The 20,075-nt window shown below is 58.6% G+C and carries 22 protein-coding genes; 13 read left to right on the plus strand and 9 right to left on the minus strand.

What is annotated here, in order from left to right:
• Positions 1-18 precede the first annotated feature (18 nt).
• From F8N12_RS22310 to F8N12_RS22335, 6 genes are all read right to left on the minus strand, one after another.
• Positions 19-1,512, minus strand: a complete 1,494-nt coding sequence (locus F8N12_RS22310; RefSeq protein WP_150582323.1) for an RNA polymerase factor sigma-54 — start codon at positions 1,510-1,512, stop codon at positions 19-21.
• 184 nt (positions 1,513-1,696) lie between these two features.
• Positions 1,697-2,422, minus strand: a complete 726-nt coding sequence (gene lptB, locus F8N12_RS22315) for an LPS export ABC transporter ATP-binding protein (RefSeq protein WP_150582324.1) — start codon at positions 2,420-2,422, stop codon at positions 1,697-1,699.
• A complete protein-coding gene (lptA, locus tag F8N12_RS22320; RefSeq protein WP_150582325.1) occupies positions 2,422-2,970 on the minus strand; it encodes a lipopolysaccharide transport periplasmic protein LptA in 549 nt (182 codons plus the stop codon). The genes lptB and lptA overlap by 1 nt, the downstream gene beginning before the upstream one ends.
• Complete coding sequence (lptC, locus tag F8N12_RS22325; RefSeq protein WP_150582326.1) at positions 2,957-3,529, minus strand: LPS export ABC transporter periplasmic protein LptC; 573 nt, start codon at positions 3,527-3,529, stop codon at positions 2,957-2,959. Before lptC ends, lptA begins: the two co-directional genes overlap by 14 nt.
• Positions 3,530-3,536: 7 nt before the next feature.
• Complete coding sequence (locus tag F8N12_RS22330) at positions 3,537-4,061, minus strand: KdsC family phosphatase (protein ID WP_150582327.1); 525 nt, start codon at positions 4,059-4,061, stop codon at positions 3,537-3,539.
• Entirely contained in the window at positions 4,061-5,035 is a 975-nt protein-coding gene (locus tag F8N12_RS22335) for a KpsF/GutQ family sugar-phosphate isomerase (RefSeq protein WP_150582328.1), read from the minus strand. Before F8N12_RS22335 ends, F8N12_RS22330 begins: the two co-directional genes overlap by 1 nt.
• 277 nt (positions 5,036-5,312) lie before the next feature.
• On the opposite strand from F8N12_RS22335, the gene F8N12_RS22340 reads away from it, so the two are divergent.
• The 10 genes from F8N12_RS22340 (at position 5,313) to hisC (ending at position 13,392) form a co-directional block, all read left to right on the plus strand.
• Entirely contained in the window at positions 5,313-6,122 is an 810-nt protein-coding gene (locus F8N12_RS22340) for an ATP-binding cassette domain-containing protein (protein WP_150582329.1), read from the plus strand.
• Entirely contained in the window at positions 6,122-6,919 is a 798-nt protein-coding gene (gene mlaE, locus F8N12_RS22345) for a lipid asymmetry maintenance ABC transporter permease subunit MlaE (protein WP_150582330.1), read from the plus strand. The genes F8N12_RS22340 and mlaE overlap by 1 nt, the downstream gene beginning before the upstream one ends.
• Positions 6,919-7,386 carry an outer membrane lipid asymmetry maintenance protein MlaD gene (gene mlaD, locus F8N12_RS22350; protein ID WP_028623784.1) on the plus strand — a complete coding sequence of 156 codons (468 nt, stop codon included), beginning with the start codon at positions 6,919-6,921 and terminating at the stop codon, positions 7,384-7,386. The genes mlaE and mlaD overlap by 1 nt, the downstream gene beginning before the upstream one ends.
• Before the next feature lie 11 nt (positions 7,387-7,397).
• The gene (locus F8N12_RS22355; RefSeq protein ID WP_150582331.1) at positions 7,398-8,039 is read left to right on the plus strand and encodes a phospholipid-binding protein MlaC; all 642 of its coding nucleotides are present in this window, start codon (positions 7,398-7,400) and stop codon (positions 8,037-8,039) included.
• On the plus strand, positions 8,036-8,341 hold the full coding sequence (locus F8N12_RS22360; protein WP_150582332.1) for a lipid asymmetry maintenance protein MlaB: 306 nt from the start codon (positions 8,036-8,038) through the stop codon (positions 8,339-8,341). Before F8N12_RS22355 ends, F8N12_RS22360 begins: the two co-directional genes overlap by 4 nt.
• Positions 8,342-8,455: 114 nt before the next feature.
• Positions 8,456-8,707 carry a BolA family protein gene (locus F8N12_RS22365; protein ID WP_150582333.1) on the plus strand — a complete coding sequence of 84 codons (252 nt, stop codon included), beginning with the start codon at positions 8,456-8,458 and terminating at the stop codon, positions 8,705-8,707.
• Between the two features lie 22 nt (positions 8,708-8,729).
• Positions 8,730-9,995 (plus strand): UDP-N-acetylglucosamine 1-carboxyvinyltransferase, encoded by a 1,266-nt coding sequence (gene murA, locus F8N12_RS22370; protein WP_028623787.1) that lies wholly within the window; start codon positions 8,730-8,732, stop codon positions 9,993-9,995.
• Between the two features lie 256 nt (positions 9,996-10,251).
• The gene (hisG, locus tag F8N12_RS22375) at positions 10,252-10,887 is read left to right on the plus strand and encodes an ATP phosphoribosyltransferase (protein ID WP_003188599.1); all 636 of its coding nucleotides are present in this window, start codon (positions 10,252-10,254) and stop codon (positions 10,885-10,887) included.
• Between the two features lie 124 nt (positions 10,888-11,011).
• Complete coding sequence (gene hisD / locus F8N12_RS22380; RefSeq protein ID WP_150582334.1) at positions 11,012-12,337, plus strand: histidinol dehydrogenase; 1,326 nt, start codon at positions 11,012-11,014, stop codon at positions 12,335-12,337.
• Between the two features lie 2 nt (positions 12,338-12,339).
• A complete protein-coding gene (gene hisC, locus F8N12_RS22385; RefSeq protein ID WP_150582335.1) occupies positions 12,340-13,392 on the plus strand; it encodes a histidinol-phosphate transaminase in 1,053 nt (350 codons plus the stop codon).
• Positions 13,393-13,515: 123 nt separating this feature from the next.
• On the opposite strand, the gene F8N12_RS22390 is transcribed toward hisC, so the two are convergent.
• The 3 genes from F8N12_RS22390 to algW form a co-directional block, all read right to left on the minus strand.
• Complete coding sequence (locus tag F8N12_RS22390; RefSeq protein ID WP_150582336.1) at positions 13,516-14,235, minus strand: DUF4198 domain-containing protein; 720 nt, start codon at positions 14,233-14,235, stop codon at positions 13,516-13,518.
• Positions 14,236-14,247: 12 nt separating this feature from the next.
• Positions 14,248-16,353, minus strand: coding sequence for a TonB-dependent siderophore receptor (locus tag F8N12_RS22395; RefSeq protein ID WP_150582337.1), 2,106 nt, complete (start codon positions 16,351-16,353; stop codon positions 14,248-14,250).
• A gap of 75 nt (positions 16,354-16,428) precedes the next feature.
• Complete coding sequence (gene algW, locus F8N12_RS22400) at positions 16,429-17,589, minus strand: Do family serine endopeptidase AlgW (RefSeq protein ID WP_150582338.1); 1,161 nt, start codon at positions 17,587-17,589, stop codon at positions 16,429-16,431.
• Positions 17,590-17,691: 102 nt separating this feature from the next.
• Between algW and F8N12_RS22405 the strand changes: the two genes are divergently transcribed.
• The 3 genes from F8N12_RS22405 (at position 17,692) to F8N12_RS22420 (ending at position 20,061) form a co-directional block, all read left to right on the plus strand.
• A complete protein-coding gene (locus F8N12_RS22405; RefSeq protein WP_150582339.1) occupies positions 17,692-18,450 on the plus strand; it encodes a Nif3-like dinuclear metal center hexameric protein in 759 nt (252 codons plus the stop codon).
• A 247-nt stretch (positions 18,451-18,697) separates the two neighbouring features.
• Positions 18,698-19,615 (plus strand): sulfate adenylyltransferase subunit CysD, encoded by a 918-nt coding sequence (gene cysD, locus F8N12_RS22415; protein ID WP_150582341.1) that lies wholly within the window; start codon positions 18,698-18,700, stop codon positions 19,613-19,615.
• A gap of 104 nt (positions 19,616-19,719) precedes the next feature.
• Positions 19,720-20,061 (plus strand): four helix bundle protein, encoded by a 342-nt coding sequence (locus F8N12_RS22420; protein WP_150582342.1) that lies wholly within the window; start codon positions 19,720-19,722, stop codon positions 20,059-20,061.
• Positions 20,062-20,075: the final 14 nt, after the last annotated feature.

Genomic DNA, 20,075 nt, shown 5'->3' on the forward strand with positions numbered 1-20,075 from the left:
GAACGCTGTAACGTGGCTCTACATCAACCGCTTGCGTTCGCTCGAAGGCGCGATCCCGAGAGACTCGCGGTACTTGGCGACGGTGCGGCGAGCCACCTGAATGCCTTGTGCCTCCAGTAAACCAGCGATCTTGCTGTCACTCAACGGCTTTTTCTGATTTTCCGCCGCAACCAGTTTTTTGATGATCGCGCGGATCGCCGTGGACGAGCATTCACCGCCTTCGGAGGTACTGACATGGCTGGAGAAAAAGTATTTCAGTTCATAAATACCCCGAGGGGTATGCATGAATTTCTGGGTGGTCACCCGGGAAATCGTCGATTCGTGCATGCCCACCGCTTCAGCGATGTCGTGCAGTACCAACGGCTTCATGGCTTCGTCGCCGTATTCCAGAAAACCGCGTTGATGCTCGACGATCTGGGTGGCAACTTTCATCAGCGTTTCATTGCGGCTTTGCAGGCTCTTGATGAACCAGCGGGCCTCCTGCAGCTGATTGCGCATGAAGGTGTTGTCGGCGCTGGTGTCAGCGCGACGGACGAACCCGGCGTATTGGGCGTTGACTCGCAACCGTGGCACCGATTCCTGATTCAGCTCCACCAGCCAGCGTTCATTGTCCTTGCGCACGATCACGTCCGGTACAACGTATTCGGCTTCGCTGGATTCGATCTGCGAACCCGGGCGCGGATTGAGGCTCTGCACCAGTTCGATGACCTGGCGCAGTTCGTCTTCCTTGAGCTTCATCCGACGCATCAGCTGGCTGTAATCGCGGCTGCCGAGCATGTCGATGTAATCGCTGACCAGGCGCTTGGCTTCGGTCAGCCAAAGGGTCTTGGCTGGCAACTGACGCAATTGCAACAGCAGGCATTCGCTGAGATTGCGAGCGCCGATACCGGCCGGTTCGAATTGCTGGATGCGGTGCAGGACGGCCTCGATCTCGTCGAGTTCGATGTCCAGTTCGGGATCGAAGGCCTCGAGAATTTCATCGAGGGTTTCGTCGAGGTAACCCTGATTGTTGATGCAGTCGATCAGGGTTACGGCGATCAGGCGATCAGTGTCGGACATCGGCGCCAGGTTCAATTGCCACAGCAAATGGCTCTGCAGGCTCTCGCCGGCGGAAGTGCGTGTGGTGAAATCCCACTCGTCGTCGTCATTGCTTGGCAGGCTGCTGGCGCTGGTCTGGTAAACGTCTTCCCAGGCAGTGTCGACCGGGAGTTCGTTGGGGATGCGCTCGTTCCAATCGCCTTCCTCGAGGTTGTCCACCGTCGGGGCGGTTTCCTGGTAGGAGGGTTCTGAAACATCGGTATTGGGCGGTTGCTCGACTTTGTCGGCCAACGGATCGGCGTTGTCGAAGTCGTCGCCTTCTTCCTGGCGTTCGAGCATCGGATTGGACTCCAGGGCCTCCTGGATTTCCTGTTGCAGGTCCAGGGTCGACAATTGGAGCAGGCGGATGGCCTGTTGCAGCTGCGGTGTCATCGTCAGCTGCTGGCCCATTCTCAAGACTAGCGATGGTTTCATGGCAGGGGCTAAACACCTTATTCGCCGGCGCGCATGCGCCATCCACTACAGGGCGCCGAAGCGCCAAACTTAAGCAAATTATATGCCTGAAACTGAAGTGTTTGCCTAGAGCGCATTAACAATAAAACACACAGAGGTGCTTGATGCTTCAGGCGCTCGGACGACTAGCCAGACACCTCAGGGCTTACAGGCGGAACTCGTGGCCCAGGTACACTTCCTTGACCAGTTCGTTGGCCAGGATAGTGGCGGAGTCACCTTCAGCGATCAGTTGGCCATCGTTGACAATGTAAGCCGTCTCGCAGATATCCAGGGTTTCCCGTACGTTGTGGTCGGTGATCAGCACACCAATGCCCTTGGCTTTGAGGTGATGAATGATCTGCTTGATATCGCCGACCGAAATCGGATCCACGCCGGCGAAGGGTTCGTCGAGGAGGATGAATTTCGGGTTGGTGGCCAGCGCGCGGGCAATTTCCACGCGACGGCGTTCGCCGCCGGAGAGACTCATGCCGAGGTTGTCGCGAATGTGGCTGATGTGGAATTCCTGCAGCAGGCTTTCCAGCTCCTTGCGGCGGGCGGTCTTGTCGAGCTCTTTGCGGGTCTCGAGGATTGCCATGATGTTATCGGCCACCGAGAGTTTGCGGAAGATCGACGCTTCCTGTGGAAGATAGCCGATGCCCGCCTTCGCACGGCCATGCATAGGCTGATGGCTGACATCCAGGTCATCGATCAGTACGCGACCCTGATCGGCCTGCACCAGGCCGACGATCATGTAAAAGCAGGTGGTTTTGCCGGCGCCGTTAGGACCAAGCAAGCCCACGATCTGCCCGCTTTCGATAGACAGGCTGACGTCGCGCACGACCTGGCGGCTCTTGTAGCTCTTGGCCAGATGCTGAGCTTTCAGAGTTGCCATTAAGGGGCCTTCTGCTCTTCGGTTTTCTTCTTCGGCTGGATCACCATATCAATGCGCGGACGCGACTCGGTGACCTTGCTGCCCGTAGCGCGACCGGCGCTGGCGAGCTTTTTGTTGGTGTCGTAGACGATCTTCTCGCCTTGGGTGACGTTGCCATCCTTGTCGATCACCTTCGCGCGGTCGATCAGCACGACGCGATCTTGCGAGGCATGATACTGGATGGTGACCCCGTATCCCTGAACAGGCTTGGTGTCCCCGGCGGTTTGCAATTGCTCGAAGTAAGCGAGGTTGCCGACCGAAGTCACCACGTCAATATCACCGGCCTGGGTGCGGGTGATGGTCACGGTATTACCGGTGACCTTCATCGAGCCCTGGGTAATGATCACGTCACCTTTATAGGTGGCGACGCCGTTCTTGTCGTCCAGTTGGGCATCGTCCGCCTGGATGCGGATAGGCTGCTCTTGATCATTCGGCAGAGCCCAGGCGCTCACGCTTCCCAGTGCTGCGCTCAGACCGAGCAAAATAGGGAGAGTTTTAACGAGCCTCATACTGTCCTCTTACGTTCGATAGCAGGTGTATCCTGCTTTCTTTCAAATACGCTTTCATTCCGTTACCAGTCGAGACACCACCAGCGCCGTCGATTCTAACGGGTTGAGCGGTCTCCGCATATTGCCGCTGCGGGAACACGGTCATGCGAGTGGAAGTAATCAGGGTCTTGCGGTCCTTTTCGTCAAACCGGGTAATTCTTACCGAGTCGATCAGCTCGACCTGGGTGCCGTCCGGGTTGACCTCGCCACGCTCGCTTTGAACGTGCCACGGGAACTGCGTTCCGCGATACAGGTTCAGGTCCGGGTTGGTCAGCAGCGTCACTTCGGTCGCTTTCAAGTGCTCGACCTTGTCGGAAGTCATTTCGTATTGCAGCTTGCCGTCCGGAAGGTACTGAACGCTGTGAGCGTTGATCGCGTAATAGTCGATTTCGGTTTCATCGACCTTGGCCACTGGCTTGTCGAGGAAGCGTTCCGGGCTGATGTTCCAGTAGCCGACCGCGGCAAAAATAGCGGCAATGCAACTGAACATCAGGGTATTGCGAAATTTCTTGCTCAGCATAGTTGGCTCACAGGTATGCGGCGTTGGCCGCATCGAGGCGGCCCTGGGCGCGCAGGATCAATTCGCAGAATTCGCGAGCGGCACCTTCGCCACCACGGGCCTGGGTAATGCCGTGGGCATTGTCACGCACAAAACTGGCGGCGCTGGCCACTGCCATGCCCAGGCCAACGCGGCGGATCACTGGCAAATCCGGCAGGTCGTCACCGAGGTAGGCGACCTGTTCATAGCTCAGGTTGAGTTCGGCGAGCAGCTCGTCCAGAACCACCAGTTTGTCTTCCCGACCCTGATACAGATGGGGAATACCGAGATTCTTCGCGCGTCGCTCGACCACCGGAGTCTTGCGCCCACTGATGATAGCGGTCTGCACGCCGGCTGCCATCAACATCTTGATGCCTTGGCCGTCGAGCGTGTTGAAGGTCTTGAATTCGCTGCCGTCTTCGAGGAAGTACAAGCGACCGTCTGTCAGAACGCCGTCGACGTCGAATACCGCCAGTTTGATCTGTTTGCCACGCTGCAGCAGGTCTGCGCTCATTACATTACTCCCGCACGCAGCAAGTCGTGCATGTTCAAGGCGCCGACCGGATGATCGTCGCCATCAACCACCACCAGTGCGTTGATTTTATGGTCTTCCATGATCTTCAAGGCCTCGGCGGCGAGCATGTCGGCACGGGCGGTCTTGCCATGCGCGGTCATGACCTGATCGATGGTGACACTGTGAATGTCGATGCTGCGGTCCAGGGTGCGACGCAAATCGCCGTCAGTGAAAATCCCGGCGAGTGTGCCATCGCTTTCCAGAATCACGGTCATGCCCAGACCTTTGCGGGTCATTTCCATCAGCGCGTCCTTGAGCAGCGTGCCGCGCTGGACTTGCGGCAGTTCCTGCCCGGCGTGCATGACGTTTTCAACTTTCAGCAACAGGCGGCGACCGAGCGCTCCGCCGGGATGCGAAAAAGCGAAGTCTTCAGCAGTAAAACCGCGGGCTTCTAGCAATGCCACCGCCAGAGCGTCACCCATCACTAGCGCGGCAGTCGTCGAAGACGTAGGCGCCAGGTTCAACGGACAGGCCTCGTGTTCGACGTGGACGTTGAGGTTGACTTCGGCAGCCCTGGATAACGGAGAATCGGGGTTGCCGGTCATGCTGATCAACTGGATGCCCAGACGCTTGATCAACGGCAGCAGGGTGACGATTTCATTGGTGGAGCCTGAGTTCGACAGGGCCAGGATGATGTCATCGCGAGTGATCATGCCCATGTCGCCGTGGCTGGCTTCAGCGGGGTGCACGAAAAAAGCCGTGGTGCCGGTGCTGGCCAGGGTCGCAGCGATCTTGTTGCCGACGTGACCTGACTTGCCCATACCGACCACGACCACGCGGCCTTTACTCGCCAGAATCATTTCGCAAGCGCGTACGAAATCTGCGTCGATTTGGGGTAACAAGCCTTGGACGGCTTCCATTTCGAGACGGATGGTGCGTTGAGCTGACTGAATCAGGTCGCTGGATTGGCTCATGTCTGAAATCGTATAGCCTGATGAAAAGGCGGCGATTATAGCGGCATTCAGCAAAAGCCTCACGCAAGTTCGTCAGGCTTTGTCATTCCTTGTGCCCGTTAATACTTTCGTATGAACCTTTAGGCCTGTCATGTGACCGAAGAAGGCCGGCGTAGGCCTTGGGGGCTTGACCGTTGCGGTGATATAGTTCGCCGCCAGTTCGGCCCGCCCGGGTAGCTATGTGCTTTCGCCAGAAAGTCAGGCGTCCGAGTGAGAGGCTGCATCGCAAGGAGTTTAGATGAGTGCCGATAACGCCTACGCGGTCGAGCTGAAGGGACTGACCTTCAAGCGCGGTGCGCGCAGCATTTTCAATAACGTCGATATCCGTATACCGCGCGGAAAGGTCACCGGCATCATGGGGCCTTCCGGATGTGGCAAGACCACATTGCTGCGCTTGATGGGCGCCCAGTTAAGGCCGACCAAGGGCGAAGTCTGGGTGAACGGCCAGAACCTGCCCAAACTGTCTCGCAGCGATCTGTTCGATGCGCGCAAGCACATGGGTGTGTTGTTCCAGAGCGGTGCGCTGTTCACCGATCTCGATGTGTTCGAGAACGTCGCCTTTCCGCTGCGCGTGCATACCCAACTGCCGGAAGAAATGATTCGTGACATTGTTCTGCTCAAACTGCAGGCCGTAGGCTTGCGCGGCGCAATCGATCTGATGCCTGACGAACTGTCCGGGGGCATGAAGCGGCGTGTAGCGCTGGCGCGCGCGATTGCGCTCGATCCGCAGATTCTCATGTACGACGAACCTTTCGTGGGGCAGGACCCGATCGCCATGGGCGTGCTGGTGCGCCTGATCCGCCTGCTCAACGATGCGTTGGGCATCACCAGTATTGTGGTTTCCCACGATCTGGCCGAAACAGCGAGCATCGCCGACTACATCTATGTCGTGGGCGAAGGTCAGGTGTTGGGGCAGGGCACGCCCGAGGAACTGATGAATTCGCAGGAACCAAGGATTCGCCAGTTCATGACAGGCGAGCCCGATGGTCCGGTCGCGTACCACTTTCCAGCGACGGATTACCGCGCAGATCTTCTGGGGAAGCGTTGATGCGCAAGATTTCACTGATTGAACGCGTACGTCGCTTCGGCCACGGCGGCATCGACGTGTTGGCAGTATTCGGCCGTTCGGCAATCTTTCTGTTTCACGCCTTGTTAGGTCGCGGCGGCATCGGTGGTGGTTTCGGGCTGCTGATCAAGCAGCTGCATTCGGTGGGCGTGATGTCCCTGGTGATCATTGTGGTCTCCGGGGTGTTCATCGGTATGGTGCTGGCACTGCAAGGCTTCAACATTCTGTCCAGCTACGGTTCGGAACAGGCGGTCGGGCAGATGGTTGCCCTGACCCTGCTGCGTGAATTGGGCCCGGTGGTCACCGCGCTGCTGTTCGCCGGTCGCGCGGGTTCCGCCCTGACCGCAGAAATCGGCAACATGAAATCCACTGAGCAACTGTCCAGTCTGGAAATGATTGGTGTCGACCCGCTCAAGTACATCATTGCCCCACGCCTGTGGGCCGGCTTCATTTCCCTGCCGGTGCTGGCGATGATTTTCAGCGTGGTCGGGATCTGGGGCGGTTCGTGGGTGGCCGTTGACTGGCTGGGAGTCTATGAGGGTTCTTACTGGTCCAACATGCAGAATAGCGTGACGTTCACCGACGACGTGCTTAACGGCATCATCAAAAGTGTCGTTTTCGCCTTCGTCGTGACCTGGATCGCCGTATTCCAAGGCTATGACTGCGAGCCCACCTCCGAGGGGATCAGTCGTGCCACTACCAAGACCGTGGTGTACGCCTCTTTGGCTGTACTCGGCCTGGATTTTATTCTGACCGCCTTGATGTTTGGAGATTTCTGATGCAAAACCGCACCCTGGAAATCGGTGTCGGCCTTTTCTTGCTGGCTGGCATCCTGGCTTTGCTGTTGCTGGCGTTGCGGGTAAGTGGCCTGTCACCGAGCGCGACCACCGATACTTATAAACTTTATGCCTATTTCGACAATATCGCCGGTTTGACGGTCAGAGCTAAAGTGACCATGGCCGGTGTGACCATCGGCAAGGTCACGGCGATCGATCTGGACCGCGACAGTTTCACCGGTCGAGTGACCATGCAGCTGGAGAAGCGCGTTGATAACCTGCCGAATGACTCCACTGCATCTATTCTCACCGCTGGCCTGTTGGGCGAGAAGTACATCGGCATCAGCGTGGGTGGTGAGGAAGCCTTGCTCAAGGAGGGTTCGACCATTCATGACACCCAATCGTCTCTGGTGCTCGAGGACCTGATCGGTAAATTTCTGCTCAATACCGTTAGCAAAGACGCCAAATGAGGAGCTTTTGAATGATCTCTACCCTGCGACGTGGCCTGTTGGTATTACTCGCGGCAATGCCGTTGATGGCTAACGCTGTGGCGGCGCCTTCGGCACACGACCTGGTTCAGGACACGACTAACCGGTTGCTGGCTGACTTGTCCGCCAATAAAGAAAAGTACAAGCAGGACCCGCACGACTTTTATACGGCGCTGAACACCATCGTTGGTCCTGTCGTGGATGCCGAGGGTATTTCCAAAAGCATCATGACGGTCAAATATTCGCGCAAGGCCACGCCTGCGCAGATGAAAACCTTTGAAGAAAACTTCAAGCGCGGGCTGTTTCAGTTCTATGGCAACGCTTTGCTTGAGTACAACAATCAGGGGATCGTCGTTGACCCGGCCAAAGATGAGTCAGGCAACCGGACCAGCGTTGGCATGACCGTCAAGGGCACCAACGGTGCGGTTTATCCTGTGTCCTACACGCTCGAAAAAATCAACGGCGAGTGGAAGCTGCGCAACGTCATCATCAATGGCATCAACATAGGCAAGCTGTTCCGCGATCAGTTCGCTGACGCGATGCAGCGCAATGGCAACGACCTGGACAAGACCATCAATGGTTGGGCCGGGGAAGTCGCCAAAGCCAAGGAAGCCACCGAGAAGCAAGCGCAATGAGTGTGTCGGCCATTCGCATGAGCGAATCCGGGGAGCTGTTGCTCAGCGGCATGCTGGACTATCGCACCGGCCCCGGCTTGCGCAAGCAAGGTCAGGCGCTGATCAAGTCGAGCAAGGCGCCGGCCTTGGTGGTCGATTGCTCGGCGGTGCTGAAATCCAGCAGCGTGGGCTTGTCGTTGTTGCTATGTTTCATGCGCGATGCGCAGGCTGCCGGCAAGGCCCTGACCATTCGTGCAATGCCCGAAGACATGCGTGAAATCGCTCAGGTCAGCGAGCTGACCGAGCTGTTGGCGCATCCCTAATAGCATCTGGTAAAAAAGCCCCCCGTCAGAGTCCTGCATCGCGGGGTTCGCAGGCGCGGGGCTTTTTTGTATGATGTCCGACCCGCGCGCACAGGGCGCCGATTGAGGTTGAGCATGCAGGCCACCGAAGTAAAGAGCTTCCTTGAAGGAAAGCTGTCCGAATCTCTTTCACACGTGCAGGTGGAAGTTGAAGGCGAAGGCTGCAATTTCCAGCTGAACGTGATTAGCGATGAACTGGCGGCGTTGAGCCCGGTGAAGCGTCAGCAGCAGGTCTATGCCCATTTGAACCCGTGGATCACCGATGGCAGCATCCACGCGGTCACTATGAAATTTTTCAGCAGCGCGGCCTGGGCCGAGCGCACCTGAGCCCAAGGGCGTCGAGATTCTTATGGATAAATTGATTATTACCGGTGGCGCTCGTCTTGATGGCGAGATCCGCATTTCCGGGGCAAAGAACTCTGCCCTGCCGATTCTGGCGGCTACTTTGCTGTGCGATGGTCCGGTGACGGTTGCCAACCTGCCGCACTTGCACGACATCACCACCATGATCGAGCTGTTTGGTCGCATGGGCATCGAGCCGGTGATCGACGAGAAGCTCAGCGTCGAAATCGACCCGCGCACCATCAAGACTCTGATCGCCCCGTACGAACTGGTGAAAACCATGCGTGCGTCGATCCTGGTACTGGGCCCGATGGTTGCCCGTTTCGGTGAAGCCGAAGTCGCCCTGCCTGGCGGCTGCGCGATTGGTTCGCGTCCGGTTGACCTGCACATCCGTGGCCTTGAGGCCATGGGTGCCGTCATCGACGTTGAAGGCGGCTACATCAAGGCGAAGGCGCCAGAAGGCGGCTTGCGTGGTGCGCACTTCTTCTTCGACACCGTGAGTGTGACCGGTACCGAAAACATCATGATGGCTGCCGCTCTGGCCAAAGGTCGCAGCGTTCTGGCTAACGCCGCGCGCGAGCCTGAAGTCATCGATTTGGCGAACTTCCTGATCGCCATGGGCGCGAAGATCAGCGGCGCCGGCACCGACACCATCACCATTGATGGCGTTGAGCGTCTGCACCCGACCACCTACAAAGTAATGCCTGACCGTATCGAAACCGGTACCTACCTGGTTGCTGCTGCCGTCACCGGCGGCCGTGTGAAAGTCAAGGACACCGATCCGACGATTCTCGAAGCCGTTCTGGAAAAACTCCGTGAAGCCGGCGCCGAGATCACTTCGGGTGAAGACTGGATCGAGCTGAACATGCACGGCAAGCGGCCGAAAGCCGTCAACGTGCGCACGGCTCCGTACCCGGCGTTCCCGACCGACATGCAGGCGCAGTTCATCTCCCTCAACGCCATTGCCGAAGGCACCGGTGCGGTGATCGAGACAATCTTCGAAAACCGCTTCATGCACGTTTACGAACTGCACCGCATGGGCGCCAAGATCCAGGTCGAAGGCAACACTGCCATCGTCACCGGTACCGAGAAGCTCAAGGGCGCGCCAGTCATGGCCACCGACCTGCGGGCTTCGGCCAGCCTGGTAATCTCGGCATTGATCGCCGAAGGCGACACCCTGATCGACCGCATCTACCACATTGACCGTGGTTACGAGTGCATCGAAGAGAAACTGCAGATGCTCGGCGCCAAGATCCGCCGCGTACCGGGCTAGTCCCGGGACTGCGAACACCATCATTGTGGCGAGCGGGCTTGCCCGCGTCGGGTTGCGTAGCGACCCCAAAAAAGGGACTGCTTGTGCAGCCCTGCGCGGTCAGCCCGCTCGCCACATGAAGGTGTTTTCTGTTATCAAGCGTTACCAGTAAGTCCCTGCTGAATTTGTTTCAAATCGCGGTTGTAACAGCCTCGATCTATGTCTGGCGCCGTTTGCGACCCGACAGCAATAGCCTGATGAAGGACTGACGTTTCCCATGTTGACCATCGCACTGTCCAAGGGCCGCATCCTTGACGACACCCTGCCGCTTCTGGCTGAAGCGGGCATCGTGCCGACCGAGAATCCGGACAAGAGCCGCAAGCTGATCATTCCTACGACCCAGGACGACGTACGCCTGCTGATCGTGCGCGCCACCGATGTGCCGACCTACGTCGAGCATGGGGCCGCTGACCTGGGCGTCGCCGGTAAGGACGTGTTGATGGAATACGGCGGCCAGGGCCTGTACGAGCCGCTGGACCTGCGTATTGCCCTGTGCAAGCTGATGACCGCTGGCCGTGTCGGTGATGTCGAGCCCAAGGGCCGGCTGCGCGTGGCCACCAAGTTCGTCAACGTTGCCAAGCGCTATTACGCTGAACAGGGCCGTCAGGTCGACATCATCAAACTGTATGGATCGATGGAGCTGGCGCCGTTGATCGGTCTGGCCGACAAGATCATCGACGTGGTCGACACCGGCAATACCTTGCGTGCCAATGGCCTGGAACCCCAGGACTTTATCGCCGACATCAGCTCCCGCCTGATCGTCAACAAAGCTTCGATGAAAATGCAGCACGCCCGTATCCAGGCGTTGATCGACACCCTGCGCAAGGCAGTGGAGTCTCGACACCGCGGCTGATTCACCTGCGCGACTTCGAGTCGCGCCGTCTATCCGCCTCATAGCCAGAATTCTCAGGTGCCCAAGCGGATCGAATGTTAGCTTCGGGCGCCTGAGTTTTTGCCATTCCTATGAGGCTCTCGCTATGACCGCACCGACTGCAATTCGCCGACTCAACGCTGCTGACCCGGATTTCGCCCATCATCTGGATCATCTGTTGAGCTGGGAAAGCGTGTCTGACGACTCGGTCAACCAGCGAGTGCTGGACATCATCAAGGCCGTGCGCGAGCGCGGTGATGCGGCGCTGGTGGACTACACCCGGCAGTTCGACGGGCTGGACGTGGCCTCCATGGCCGACTTGATCCTGCCGCGCGAGCGCCTGGAACTGGCACTTACGCGAATCACCGTACCGCAGCGCGAAGCCCTGGAAAAAGCCGCAGCGCGGGTGCGTAGCTATCACGAAAAACAGAAGCAGGACTCCTGGAGCTACACCGAGGCCGACGGCACGGTGCTGGGCCAGAAGGTCACGCCGCTGGATCGCGCCGGCCTCTATGTGCCCGGCGGTAAAGCGTCGTACCCGTCTTCGGTACTGATGAACGCGATTCCGGCGAAGGTTGCCGGGGTGACCGAAGTGGTCATGGTCGTTCCGACGCCGCGCGGAGAACTCAATGAACTGGTGCTCGCCGCCGCGTGCATTGCCGGTGTCGACCGCGTGTTCACCATTGGTGGCGCGCAAGCGGTCGCCGCGCTGGCTTACGGTACCGAAAGCGTGCCGAAGGTGGACAAAGTGGTCGGGCCGGGGAACATCTATGTCGCCACTGCCAAGCGCCACGTGTTCGGCCAGGTCGGCATCGACATGATTGCCGGCCCGTCGGAGATTCTGGTGGTGTGTGATGGTCACACCGATCCGGACTGGATCGCCATGGACCTGTTTTCCCAGGCCGAACACGACGAAGACGCTCAGGCGATTCTGGTCAGCCCGGATGCCGAGTTCCTCGATAAGGTCGCGGCGAGCATCGCCAAGCTGCTGCCGACTATGGAGCGCGCAGAAATCATCGAAAACTCGATCAATGGCCGTGGCGCATTGATCCTGGTTCGCGACATGGAACAAGCCATCGAAGTGGCCAACCGTATCGCGCCTGAGCACCTGGAGTTGTCAGTCGCAGATCCGCAAGCCTGGTTGCCGCAGATTCGCCATGCCGGGGCGATCTTCATGGGCCGTCACACTTCCGAAGCGCTGGGCGATTATTGCGCAGGGCCGAACCACGTGCTGCCGACCTCTGGCACCGCGCGCTTCTCGTCGCCACTGGGTGTGTACGATTTCCAGAAGCGCTCGTCGATCATTTTCTGCTCGGAGCAGGGCGCGTCCGAACTGGGCAAGACCGCTTCCGTGCTGGCCCGTGGCGAGTCGCTGACCGCCCACGCCCGCAGTGCCGAATACCGCATCGTTGACGAGCAGAAGGGGAACTGAGCATGAGTAAATTCTGGAGCCCGTTCGTCAAGGATCTGGTGCCTTACGTGCCCGGCGAGCAGCCGAAACTGACGAAACTGGTAAAGCTCAATACCAACGAAAACCCGTATGGCCCATCTCCGAAAGCGTTGGCGGCGATGCAGACCGAGCTTAACGACAACCTGCGCCTGTACCCCGACCCGAACAGTGATGTGCTCAAGCAAGCCGTTGCCAGGTACTACGGCGTTCAGGGCAATCAGGTGTTCCTCGGCAACGGTTCGGACGAAGTCCTGGCGCACATTTTTCACGGCTTGTTGCAGCACGATAAACCCCTGTTGTTTCCGGACATCAGTTACAGCTTCTATCCGGTTTACTGCGGGTTGTACGGCATCGATTTCGATGCGGTGCCGCTCGATGAGCAGTTTCAGATCAACCCGGCGGATTATGCCAAGCCTAACGGCGGGATTATTTTCCCCAACCCGAACGCGCCGACCGGTTGCCTGCTGGCACTGGATGCGGTCGAGCAAATCCTTAAGGCCAATACGGATTCGGTAGTCGTGGTGGACGAGGCTTACATCGATTTTGGTGGCGAGACAGCGATCAGTCTGGTCGATCGTTATCCGAATTTGCTCGTGACGCAGACGCTGTCCAAATCCCGTTCACTGGCTGGCCTAAGGGTTGGCCTGGCGGTCGGGCATCCGGATCTGATCGAGGCGCTGGAGCGGATCAAGAACAGCTTCAACTCGTATCCCCTGGATCGCATGGCCAACGTCGGCGCTGCAGCGGCGTTCGAGGATCGTGAATACTTCGACAAGACGTGTCGTCTGGTGATCGAAAACCGTGAATGGGTGATCTCACAGTTGCAGGCCAAAGGCTTTGAGGTGCTGCCTTCGGCAGCAAACTTCATTTTCGCCCGCCATCCGCAGCATGACGCAGCAGGCCTGGCGACGAAATTGCGTGAGCAGGGTGTGATCGTCCGCCACTTCAAGCAGGAGCGGATTGCACAGTTTTTGCGGATCAGTATCGGCACGCCTGAACAAAATCAGGCGCTGATCGATGGCCTTGGCGACCTGTAAGTCGCCGCTGAAACTGTGGGAGCGAGTTTTCTCGCGATAGCGGTCCGGCCATTCGTTCCACTATTGACAGGGCTGGCCTCATCGCGAGCAGGCTCGCTCCCACAGGGTCAGTGTTGTCCAGACCTATTCGTGATGCGGCTCGCCCAGAAAGGTCAACGATGTGAATAGCCCGCGGCTGTTCACATCGGCACTGTCCTTCACCGGCACTTCCACCTGCGCCGCAATCACATTCAACCCTTCATTGCGCACCAACACCTGCGCCCGGCCGTCAGCGTCCGTCTCGGTGCTGACCGTACCCGGCGCGCTGCGGTAATCGCCGATCAACTTCACCCCAGCCATCGGTTCACCGTCCAGCAGCACCCGCACCGGCAAAGACTTGCCCGGCCCGACTGTCAGCGGGTCAACTTCCGGCAGAATCAGCAGTTTCATCTGAGCAAGTTTCGGCAACTTCGCCCCCGGTTGATAAATCGCCAGACTGTATTTGAACGTCTGAGTCGACTCAATCGCCCCCGGCACTTTGCTGCGCCCTTGGTTGATCCACTTCTTGTCGGCCGTCTGCGACCACATGCCGTTATCCAGCGCCACAGCCATCACCGCCGGAGCTTTCAATGGCTGCAGGCGGGCATGGTCAACCAGCCGCAGCACGGTCACCGGAATCATTCGGCCTGCGCTGTCATACGCCCAGGCACCGCTGACTTTCATGGGTTTGAACGCGTTGTCTTCCGCGCCGTGGCCGTAGATCACTTCAACGTTGCCGCGGCGTTGTTCGGTCCATAAACCATGGGCCGACGCCTGGGTAGCCACCAGCAGGCCGAGCAGCGCGAAAGGTTTGAGTAGTTGCATGGAGGCGTCCTTTTACAGATTGAGTGTCAGGCTGACAGTGAAATTGCGCGGTTCGCCGGGGTTGACCCAGTAATTGCTGTAAGCGCGCTCGAAGTATTTCTCGTCGAAAAGATTGTTCAGGTTCAGACCCACGGTGACGTTTTCGCTGGCTTTGTAATGTGCGAGCAGGTCGACGGTGTGATAGGCCGGCAGCTCGAATTCACCGCCCGATTCGCCGGAGCGATCACCCACGTAGGTGAATGCCGCGCCGACATCCGAGCCGCGCAAGTGGCCGTCCTGAAATTCGTAAACCCCGAGCAGGCTGCCGCTGCGTTTTGCCACGCCGAGAATCCGGCTGCCGGCAGGAATAGCCTTGTCGCCCGCGGTGACTTCTGCGTCGATGTAGGCAAGGGCGCCAATCACTCGCACCGCGTCAGTCAACTGCCCGGTGACTTGCAGGTCGAAACCCTGACTGCGCGCCTTGCCCATCGCGCGGCTGGTGTCCGTGCCCGGGTCGAGCGCCAGCACGTTTTCCTTTTCGATATGAAAAGCGGCGAGGGTGCTGCTCAAGCGCTCGTCGAACAGCTCACTCTTGATCCCGACTTCATACCCCACGCCTTCTTCCGGATTGAAAGACTTGCCAGAAGCATCGAGGCCGTTATTGGGTTTGAACGAGGTGGACGCGTTGGCAAATACACCGACTTGCGGCGTCAGTTGATAGAGCAAACCGACTCGTTGCGTGAGCGCGTCGTGCGTTTGCCGAGTGCTGGCGCCACGGGTGTGGTCGTCGATGCTCTGCTCGAAATGTTCGAAGCGCGCACCGACCATGCCGCGCAGTTTGTCGGTGAAGACAATCTGGTCCTGCAGGTTCAGCGCCTGGCTCTCGACGTGTTCCAAATAGTCGCTGCCCGATCGTGCGCCGTTCGGTTTCGGCTGGCCGTAGACCGGTCGGTAAATGTCGATCGGGTAGGTGCTGCCGGCTATGGTCGTGACCCGTTCATTTTTTCGATAGTTCTCGTATTCCGTGCCGATCAACAGTTCGTGCTGCCAACTGCCAAGCTCGAACAAGCCGCGCAATTCGAGTTGAGTGATGCTGTCGTGCCAATCGCTGTCACGCTCGCGGTAACGGCGGTTGACGGTGTGGCCGTCGGCATTCAGCGGGCGCGCTTCGGAAGCGAATCCCCAGAGTTTGCCTTCTTTGTAATGGCTGGCCAGGCGCAGTTTCCAGGCGTCGTTGAGGTGATGCTCCAGCGCCGCCTGCAGCATGTTGTTGTGGTTATCGATGTCGCCGTCATTGGGCTCGCCGAGGAACGTCGAGCGCGAGACCCCGCTCCAGGTGTTGTTCGGCGCCACGACACCGCGATCGAATGTCGAGCTGTGGCGCACGAACTCGCTTTCCACCAGCAGGTGAGTGTCCGGGTTCAGTTGCCAGCTGAAGGAGGGCGCGACGAATACCCGCTGACTGTCCACGTGATCGCGAAAGCTGTGATTGTCCTCGACTGCCAGATTGACGCGCGACAGTACGTTGCCGTCCTCGTCCAGCGGCGTGTTGACGTCCAGCGCGGTGCGGTAACGGTCCCAGCTGCCGGCACTGGTCTGCAGCGTCGTGAATGCGTCAGGCTGCGGTTTTTTGCTGACGATGTTTACCGTGCCGCCGGGGTCGCCTCGGCCGTACAGGCTGGCAGCGGGGCCTTTGAGCACTTCAATGCGCTCGATGTTGGCGGCGTCCGGCGTGGTCGGGTAGCCGCGATTGGCGCTGAAACCGTCCTTGTAGAACTCGGACGTGGTGAAGCCGCGCACGCTGTATTCGTACAGGGTCAACCCGCCGAAATTGTTCTGCTTCGACACGCCGCCGGCAAATTCCAGGGCGCGCTCGACGCTGGTACTGCCCAGATCCTTGAGCACGCTGGCCGGGATCACGCTGATCGATTGCGGGATGTCGCGAATGGCGGTGTCGGTTTTGGTCGCGCTGGACGATCGTGTCGCGCGGTAGCCCTTGACCGGGCCGGTGGGCGATTCGTAATCGGACGTGACGCTGATAGCGTCCAGTTCGAGAGGGGCGGATCCGTCGGCGAAGACCGGTTCTGCCAGCAGGCCAAGGGCGAGAGCCGCGAGTGAAGCCCTTTTTCGAGACGACATGTTATGTTGTTCCAATAGTGATATTGAAACAATATAACATGACCGATGAGAATGTCTTGTATTAGTGCGCTGTGCTTACTCTTCCGGTTTTTCCTTGACGGGCGCCGGTGGTGGACGCAGGCCGATTTCAGCCGTCAGCTTGATTTCCTTGCCGTTACGCATGACCTGTAGGGTGACCTTGTCGGTTGGCTTGATCCGCGCCACCTGGTTCATCGAGCGACGACCATCGCCAGCCGGTTCACCATCAATCGCAAGGATCACATCACCCAACTGCAGGCCGGCCTTCTGCGCCGGGCCGTCACGGAAGATCCCCGCGACTACAATGCCGGGTCGTCCCGACAAACCAAACGATTCGGCCAGTTCCTGAGTCAAGGGCTGTACTTCAATGCCCAACCAGCCGCGGATCACTTGGCCGTGCTCGATGATCGACTTCATCACTTCCATCGCCAGTTTGACCGGGATCGCAAAACCGATGCCCTGCGAACCGCCTGACTTGGAGAAGATCGCCGTGTTGATACCGGTCAGATTGCCGTTGGCATCCACCAACGCACCGCCGGAGTTGCCGGGGTTGATCGCGGCATCGGTCTGGATGAAATCTTCGTAGTTGTTCAGGCCCAACTGATTACGGCCTGTGGCACTGATGATGCCCATGGTCACAGTCTGGCCGACGCCGAACGGGTTGCCGATCGCCAGGGCAACATCGCCAATACGGATGTTGTCCGAGCGGCCAACCGTGATCGACGGCAGGTTTTTCAGATCGATCTTCAGAACGGCGAGGTCGGTTTCCGGGTCGCTGCCGATCACCCGGGCAAGGGTTTCGCGTCCGTCTTTCAGCGCAACGACGATTTGATCTGCGCCGCTGGTGACGTGGTTGTTGGTCAATAAATAACCTTCGGGACTCATGATCACGCCGGAGCCGAGGCTCGATTCCATGCGCTTCTGCTTGGGCGAGTTGTCGCCGAAGAAACGACGGAACTGCGGGTCCTCGAAAAGCGGATGATTCGGCTTGTTGATGACTTTGGTGGTGTACAGATTCACCACCGACGGCGCGGCCGTGGTCACTGCGTCGGCATAGGACACCGGACCCTGTTGCATCGTGGTGGTTTGCGGCGCTTGCTGAAGGTTGACGTCGAGGCTTGGAAGCCCGACCCACTCTGGGTAACGCTGGATAATCAACAGAGCGATAAGCACGCCGGCCAACAGCGGCCAGCCGGAAAAACGCAGCGCCTTGAGCATTAAGCACGTCCTGGAAGGTTGCAGGCGGAATGAGACCGCCCATAATGTCGCGCATTATACGAGGCCGCGCGCGCCTCTGATGGGGATATTTAGGAGTCTTTTATGGCCGTCGCTCTGAGCACCCTGGTCGAAGAAGCCGACCGTTACTTGAACAGTGCAAGGATTGCCGATTATTGCCCTAACGGGCTACAGGTCGAAGGCCGGCCGCAGGTGATGCGCATCGTCAGCGGTGTGACGGCGAGCCAGGCGTTGCTCGATGCCGCGGTCGAAGCGCAGGCCGATCTGGTGCTGGTGCATCACGGTTATTTCTGGAAAGGCGAGAACCCGTGCATCACCGGCATGAAGCAGCGCCGGCTGAAGACCTTGCTCAAGCATGACATCAGCCTGCTGGCTTATCACCTGCCGCTGGATCTGCATCCTGAAGTCGGAAACAACGTGCAGCTGGCGCGTCAGCTCGACATTACGGTCGAAGGCCCGCTCGATCCGGACAATCTGAAAGTGGTCGGCCTGGTCGGGTCGTTGAACGAACCGATGACCCCGCGGGATTTCGCCCGGCGGGTCCAGGAAGTCATGGGCCGCGAGCCATTGCTGATAGAAGGCAGCGACATGATCCGCCGAGTGGGCTGGTGCACCGGTGGCGGCCAGGGCTACATCGATCAGGCAGTGCTGGCCGGAGTCGATCTGTACCTCAGCGGCGAGGCCTCCGAGCAGACGTTTCACAGTGCGCGGGAGAACGACATCAGCTTCATCGCCGCCGGTCACCACGCCACCGAGCGTTACGGTGTGCAGGCGCTGGGTGATTACCTTGCGCGGCGTTTTGCGCTCGAGCACATCTTCATCGATTGCCCGAATCCGATCTGATTCGTGCGGATATCCTCTAAACACCACAATTGAACTGTGGGAGCGAGCCTGCTCGCGAAGGCTGCAACTCATTCAATATTGCGGGTGCCTGACACACCGTCATCGCGAGCAGGCTCGCTCCCACATGGGTATATTCATATACCCTTTCGATCTAGCCAGCGCCCTGATTAGAAGAGGTCGCTGTGCTAGGATTCCTCGCTCGAACACGGCCCGCTGGCCGTCCACAAGATCGTTTTCGTGAGTAGCCATGGTCGACAAACTGACGCATCTGAAACAGCTGGAGGCCGAAAGCATCCACATCATCCGCGAGGTCGCCGCCGAGTTCGATAACCCGGTGATGCTGTACTCCGTCGGCAAAGATTCCGCCGTGATGCTGCACCTTGCGCGCAAGGCATTCTTCCCGGGCAAGCTGCCGTTCCCGGTGATGCACGTCGACACCCGGTGGAAGTTCCAGGAAATGTACGCATTCCGCGATCGCATGGTCCAAGAGCTTGGCCTTGATCTGATCGTGCACGTGAACCCCGATGGCGTCGCGCAGGGCATCAACCCGCTGACCCACGGCAGTGCCAAACACACCGACATCATGAAAACCGAAGGCCTCAAGCAAGCCCTCGACAAGCACGGTTTTGACGCCGCATTCGGTGGCGCGCGTCGCGACGAAGAGAAATCCCGCGCCAAAGAGCGCGTGTATTCCTTCCGCGACACCAAGCACCGCTGGGACCCGAAAAACCAGCGCCCGGAACTGTGGAACGTCTACAACGGCAACGTCAACAAGGGCGAATCCATTCGTGTGTTCCCGTTGTCGAACTGGACCGAACTGGACATCTGGCAGTACATCTACCTCGAAGGCATCCCGATCGTGCCGCTGTATTTCGCCGCCGAGCGCGACGTCATCGAGATGAACGGCACCTGGATCATGATCGACGACGAACGCCTGCTCAATCACCTGAGCGACGAAGACAAGGCGCGCATCGTCAAGAAGAAAGTCCGTTTCCGTACGTTGGGTGACTACCCGCTGACCGGTGCGGTCGAGTCCGAGGCCACCAGCCTGACCGACATCATTCAGGAAATGCTCCTGACGCGAACTTCCGAACGCCAGGGCCGGGTCATCGACCACGATGGCGCAGGCTCGATGGAAGAAAAGAAACGGCAGGGGTATTTCTAAGCTTTGAGTTACAAGCGGCAAGCTGCAAGTTAAGGGCGGTATGCGTAACGTTGTGGTTTGGTGCTTGTGGCCGGTTGCTGCGGGCCGTTATCGGATGACTCGCAATGGATTTCGAGAAGCTGATTGTCTGGCAGAGAAGCAAGTGTTTAGCGGTGAAAATCTATCGGGAGTTTGCTGGATGTGGGGACTTTGGCTTCAAGGATCAAATTACTCGCTCCGCACTGTCGGTACCTTCCAATATTGCTGAAGGGATGGAGCGTTGCGGCGCCAAGGAAAAAGCACATTTTCTTTGGGTAGCAAAAGCCTCGTGTGGTGAGTTACGAACTCAGATCCTCATAGGCTGTGAAATTGCCTACATCGCTGACTCTTTGGCTGACGATTGGATTACAGAAACCCGCGAGCTTTCAAGAATGCTAAGCGGCTTGATCAACAAAATTTCTGAGTAGCTGTACGCCGACAA

Origin of the sequence: Pseudomonas fluorescens, assembly GCF_902497625.1 — a bacterium.
In the GTDB taxonomy this organism is placed as follows: Bacteria; Pseudomonadota; Gammaproteobacteria; order Pseudomonadales; family Pseudomonadaceae; genus Aquipseudomonas; species Aquipseudomonas fluorescens_BQ.

Excerpts from the sequence above, each read along its gene's own strand:
- F8N12_RS22310 (WP_150582323.1), bottom strand. The coding sequence starts at position 1,512 with ATGAAACCATCGCTAGTCTTGAGAATGGGCCAGCAGCTGACGATGACA.
- lptB (WP_150582324.1), bottom strand. The coding sequence starts at position 2,422 with ATGGCAACTCTGAAAGCTCAGCATCTGGCCAAGAGCTACAAGAGCCGC.
- lptA (WP_150582325.1), bottom strand. The coding sequence starts at position 2,970 with ATGAGGCTCGTTAAAACTCTCCCTATTTTGCTCGGTCTGAGCGCAGCA.
- lptC (WP_150582326.1), bottom strand. The coding sequence starts at position 3,529 with ATGCTGAGCAAGAAATTTCGCAATACCCTGATGTTCAGTTGCATTGCC.
- F8N12_RS22330 (WP_150582327.1), bottom strand. The coding sequence starts at position 4,061 with ATGAGCGCAGACCTGCTGCAGCGTGGCAAACAGATCAAACTGGCGGTA.
- F8N12_RS22335 (WP_150582328.1), bottom strand. The coding sequence starts at position 5,035 with ATGAGCCAATCCAGCGACCTGATTCAGTCAGCTCAACGCACCATCCGT.
- F8N12_RS22340 (WP_150582329.1), top strand. The coding sequence starts at position 5,313 with ATGAGTGCCGATAACGCCTACGCGGTCGAGCTGAAGGGACTGACCTTC.
- mlaE (WP_150582330.1), top strand. The coding sequence starts at position 6,122 with ATGCGCAAGATTTCACTGATTGAACGCGTACGTCGCTTCGGCCACGGC.
- mlaD (WP_028623784.1), top strand. The coding sequence starts at position 6,919 with ATGCAAAACCGCACCCTGGAAATCGGTGTCGGCCTTTTCTTGCTGGCT.
- F8N12_RS22355 (WP_150582331.1), top strand. The coding sequence starts at position 7,398 with ATGATCTCTACCCTGCGACGTGGCCTGTTGGTATTACTCGCGGCAATG.
- F8N12_RS22360 (WP_150582332.1), top strand. The coding sequence starts at position 8,036 with ATGAGTGTGTCGGCCATTCGCATGAGCGAATCCGGGGAGCTGTTGCTC.
- F8N12_RS22365 (WP_150582333.1), top strand. The coding sequence starts at position 8,456 with ATGCAGGCCACCGAAGTAAAGAGCTTCCTTGAAGGAAAGCTGTCCGAA.
- murA (WP_028623787.1), top strand. The coding sequence starts at position 8,730 with ATGGATAAATTGATTATTACCGGTGGCGCTCGTCTTGATGGCGAGATC.
- hisG (WP_003188599.1), top strand. The coding sequence starts at position 10,252 with ATGTTGACCATCGCACTGTCCAAGGGCCGCATCCTTGACGACACCCTG.
- hisD (WP_150582334.1), top strand. The coding sequence starts at position 11,012 with ATGACCGCACCGACTGCAATTCGCCGACTCAACGCTGCTGACCCGGAT.
- hisC (WP_150582335.1), top strand. The coding sequence starts at position 12,340 with ATGAGTAAATTCTGGAGCCCGTTCGTCAAGGATCTGGTGCCTTACGTG.
- F8N12_RS22390 (WP_150582336.1), bottom strand. The coding sequence starts at position 14,235 with ATGCAACTACTCAAACCTTTCGCGCTGCTCGGCCTGCTGGTGGCTACC.
- F8N12_RS22395 (WP_150582337.1), bottom strand. The coding sequence starts at position 16,353 with ATGTCGTCTCGAAAAAGGGCTTCACTCGCGGCTCTCGCCCTTGGCCTG.
- algW (WP_150582338.1), bottom strand. The coding sequence starts at position 17,589 with ATGCTCAAGGCGCTGCGTTTTTCCGGCTGGCCGCTGTTGGCCGGCGTG.
- F8N12_RS22405 (WP_150582339.1), top strand. The coding sequence starts at position 17,692 with ATGGCCGTCGCTCTGAGCACCCTGGTCGAAGAAGCCGACCGTTACTTG.
- cysD (WP_150582341.1), top strand. The coding sequence starts at position 18,698 with ATGGTCGACAAACTGACGCATCTGAAACAGCTGGAGGCCGAAAGCATC.
- F8N12_RS22420 (WP_150582342.1), top strand. The coding sequence starts at position 19,720 with ATGGATTTCGAGAAGCTGATTGTCTGGCAGAGAAGCAAGTGTTTAGCG.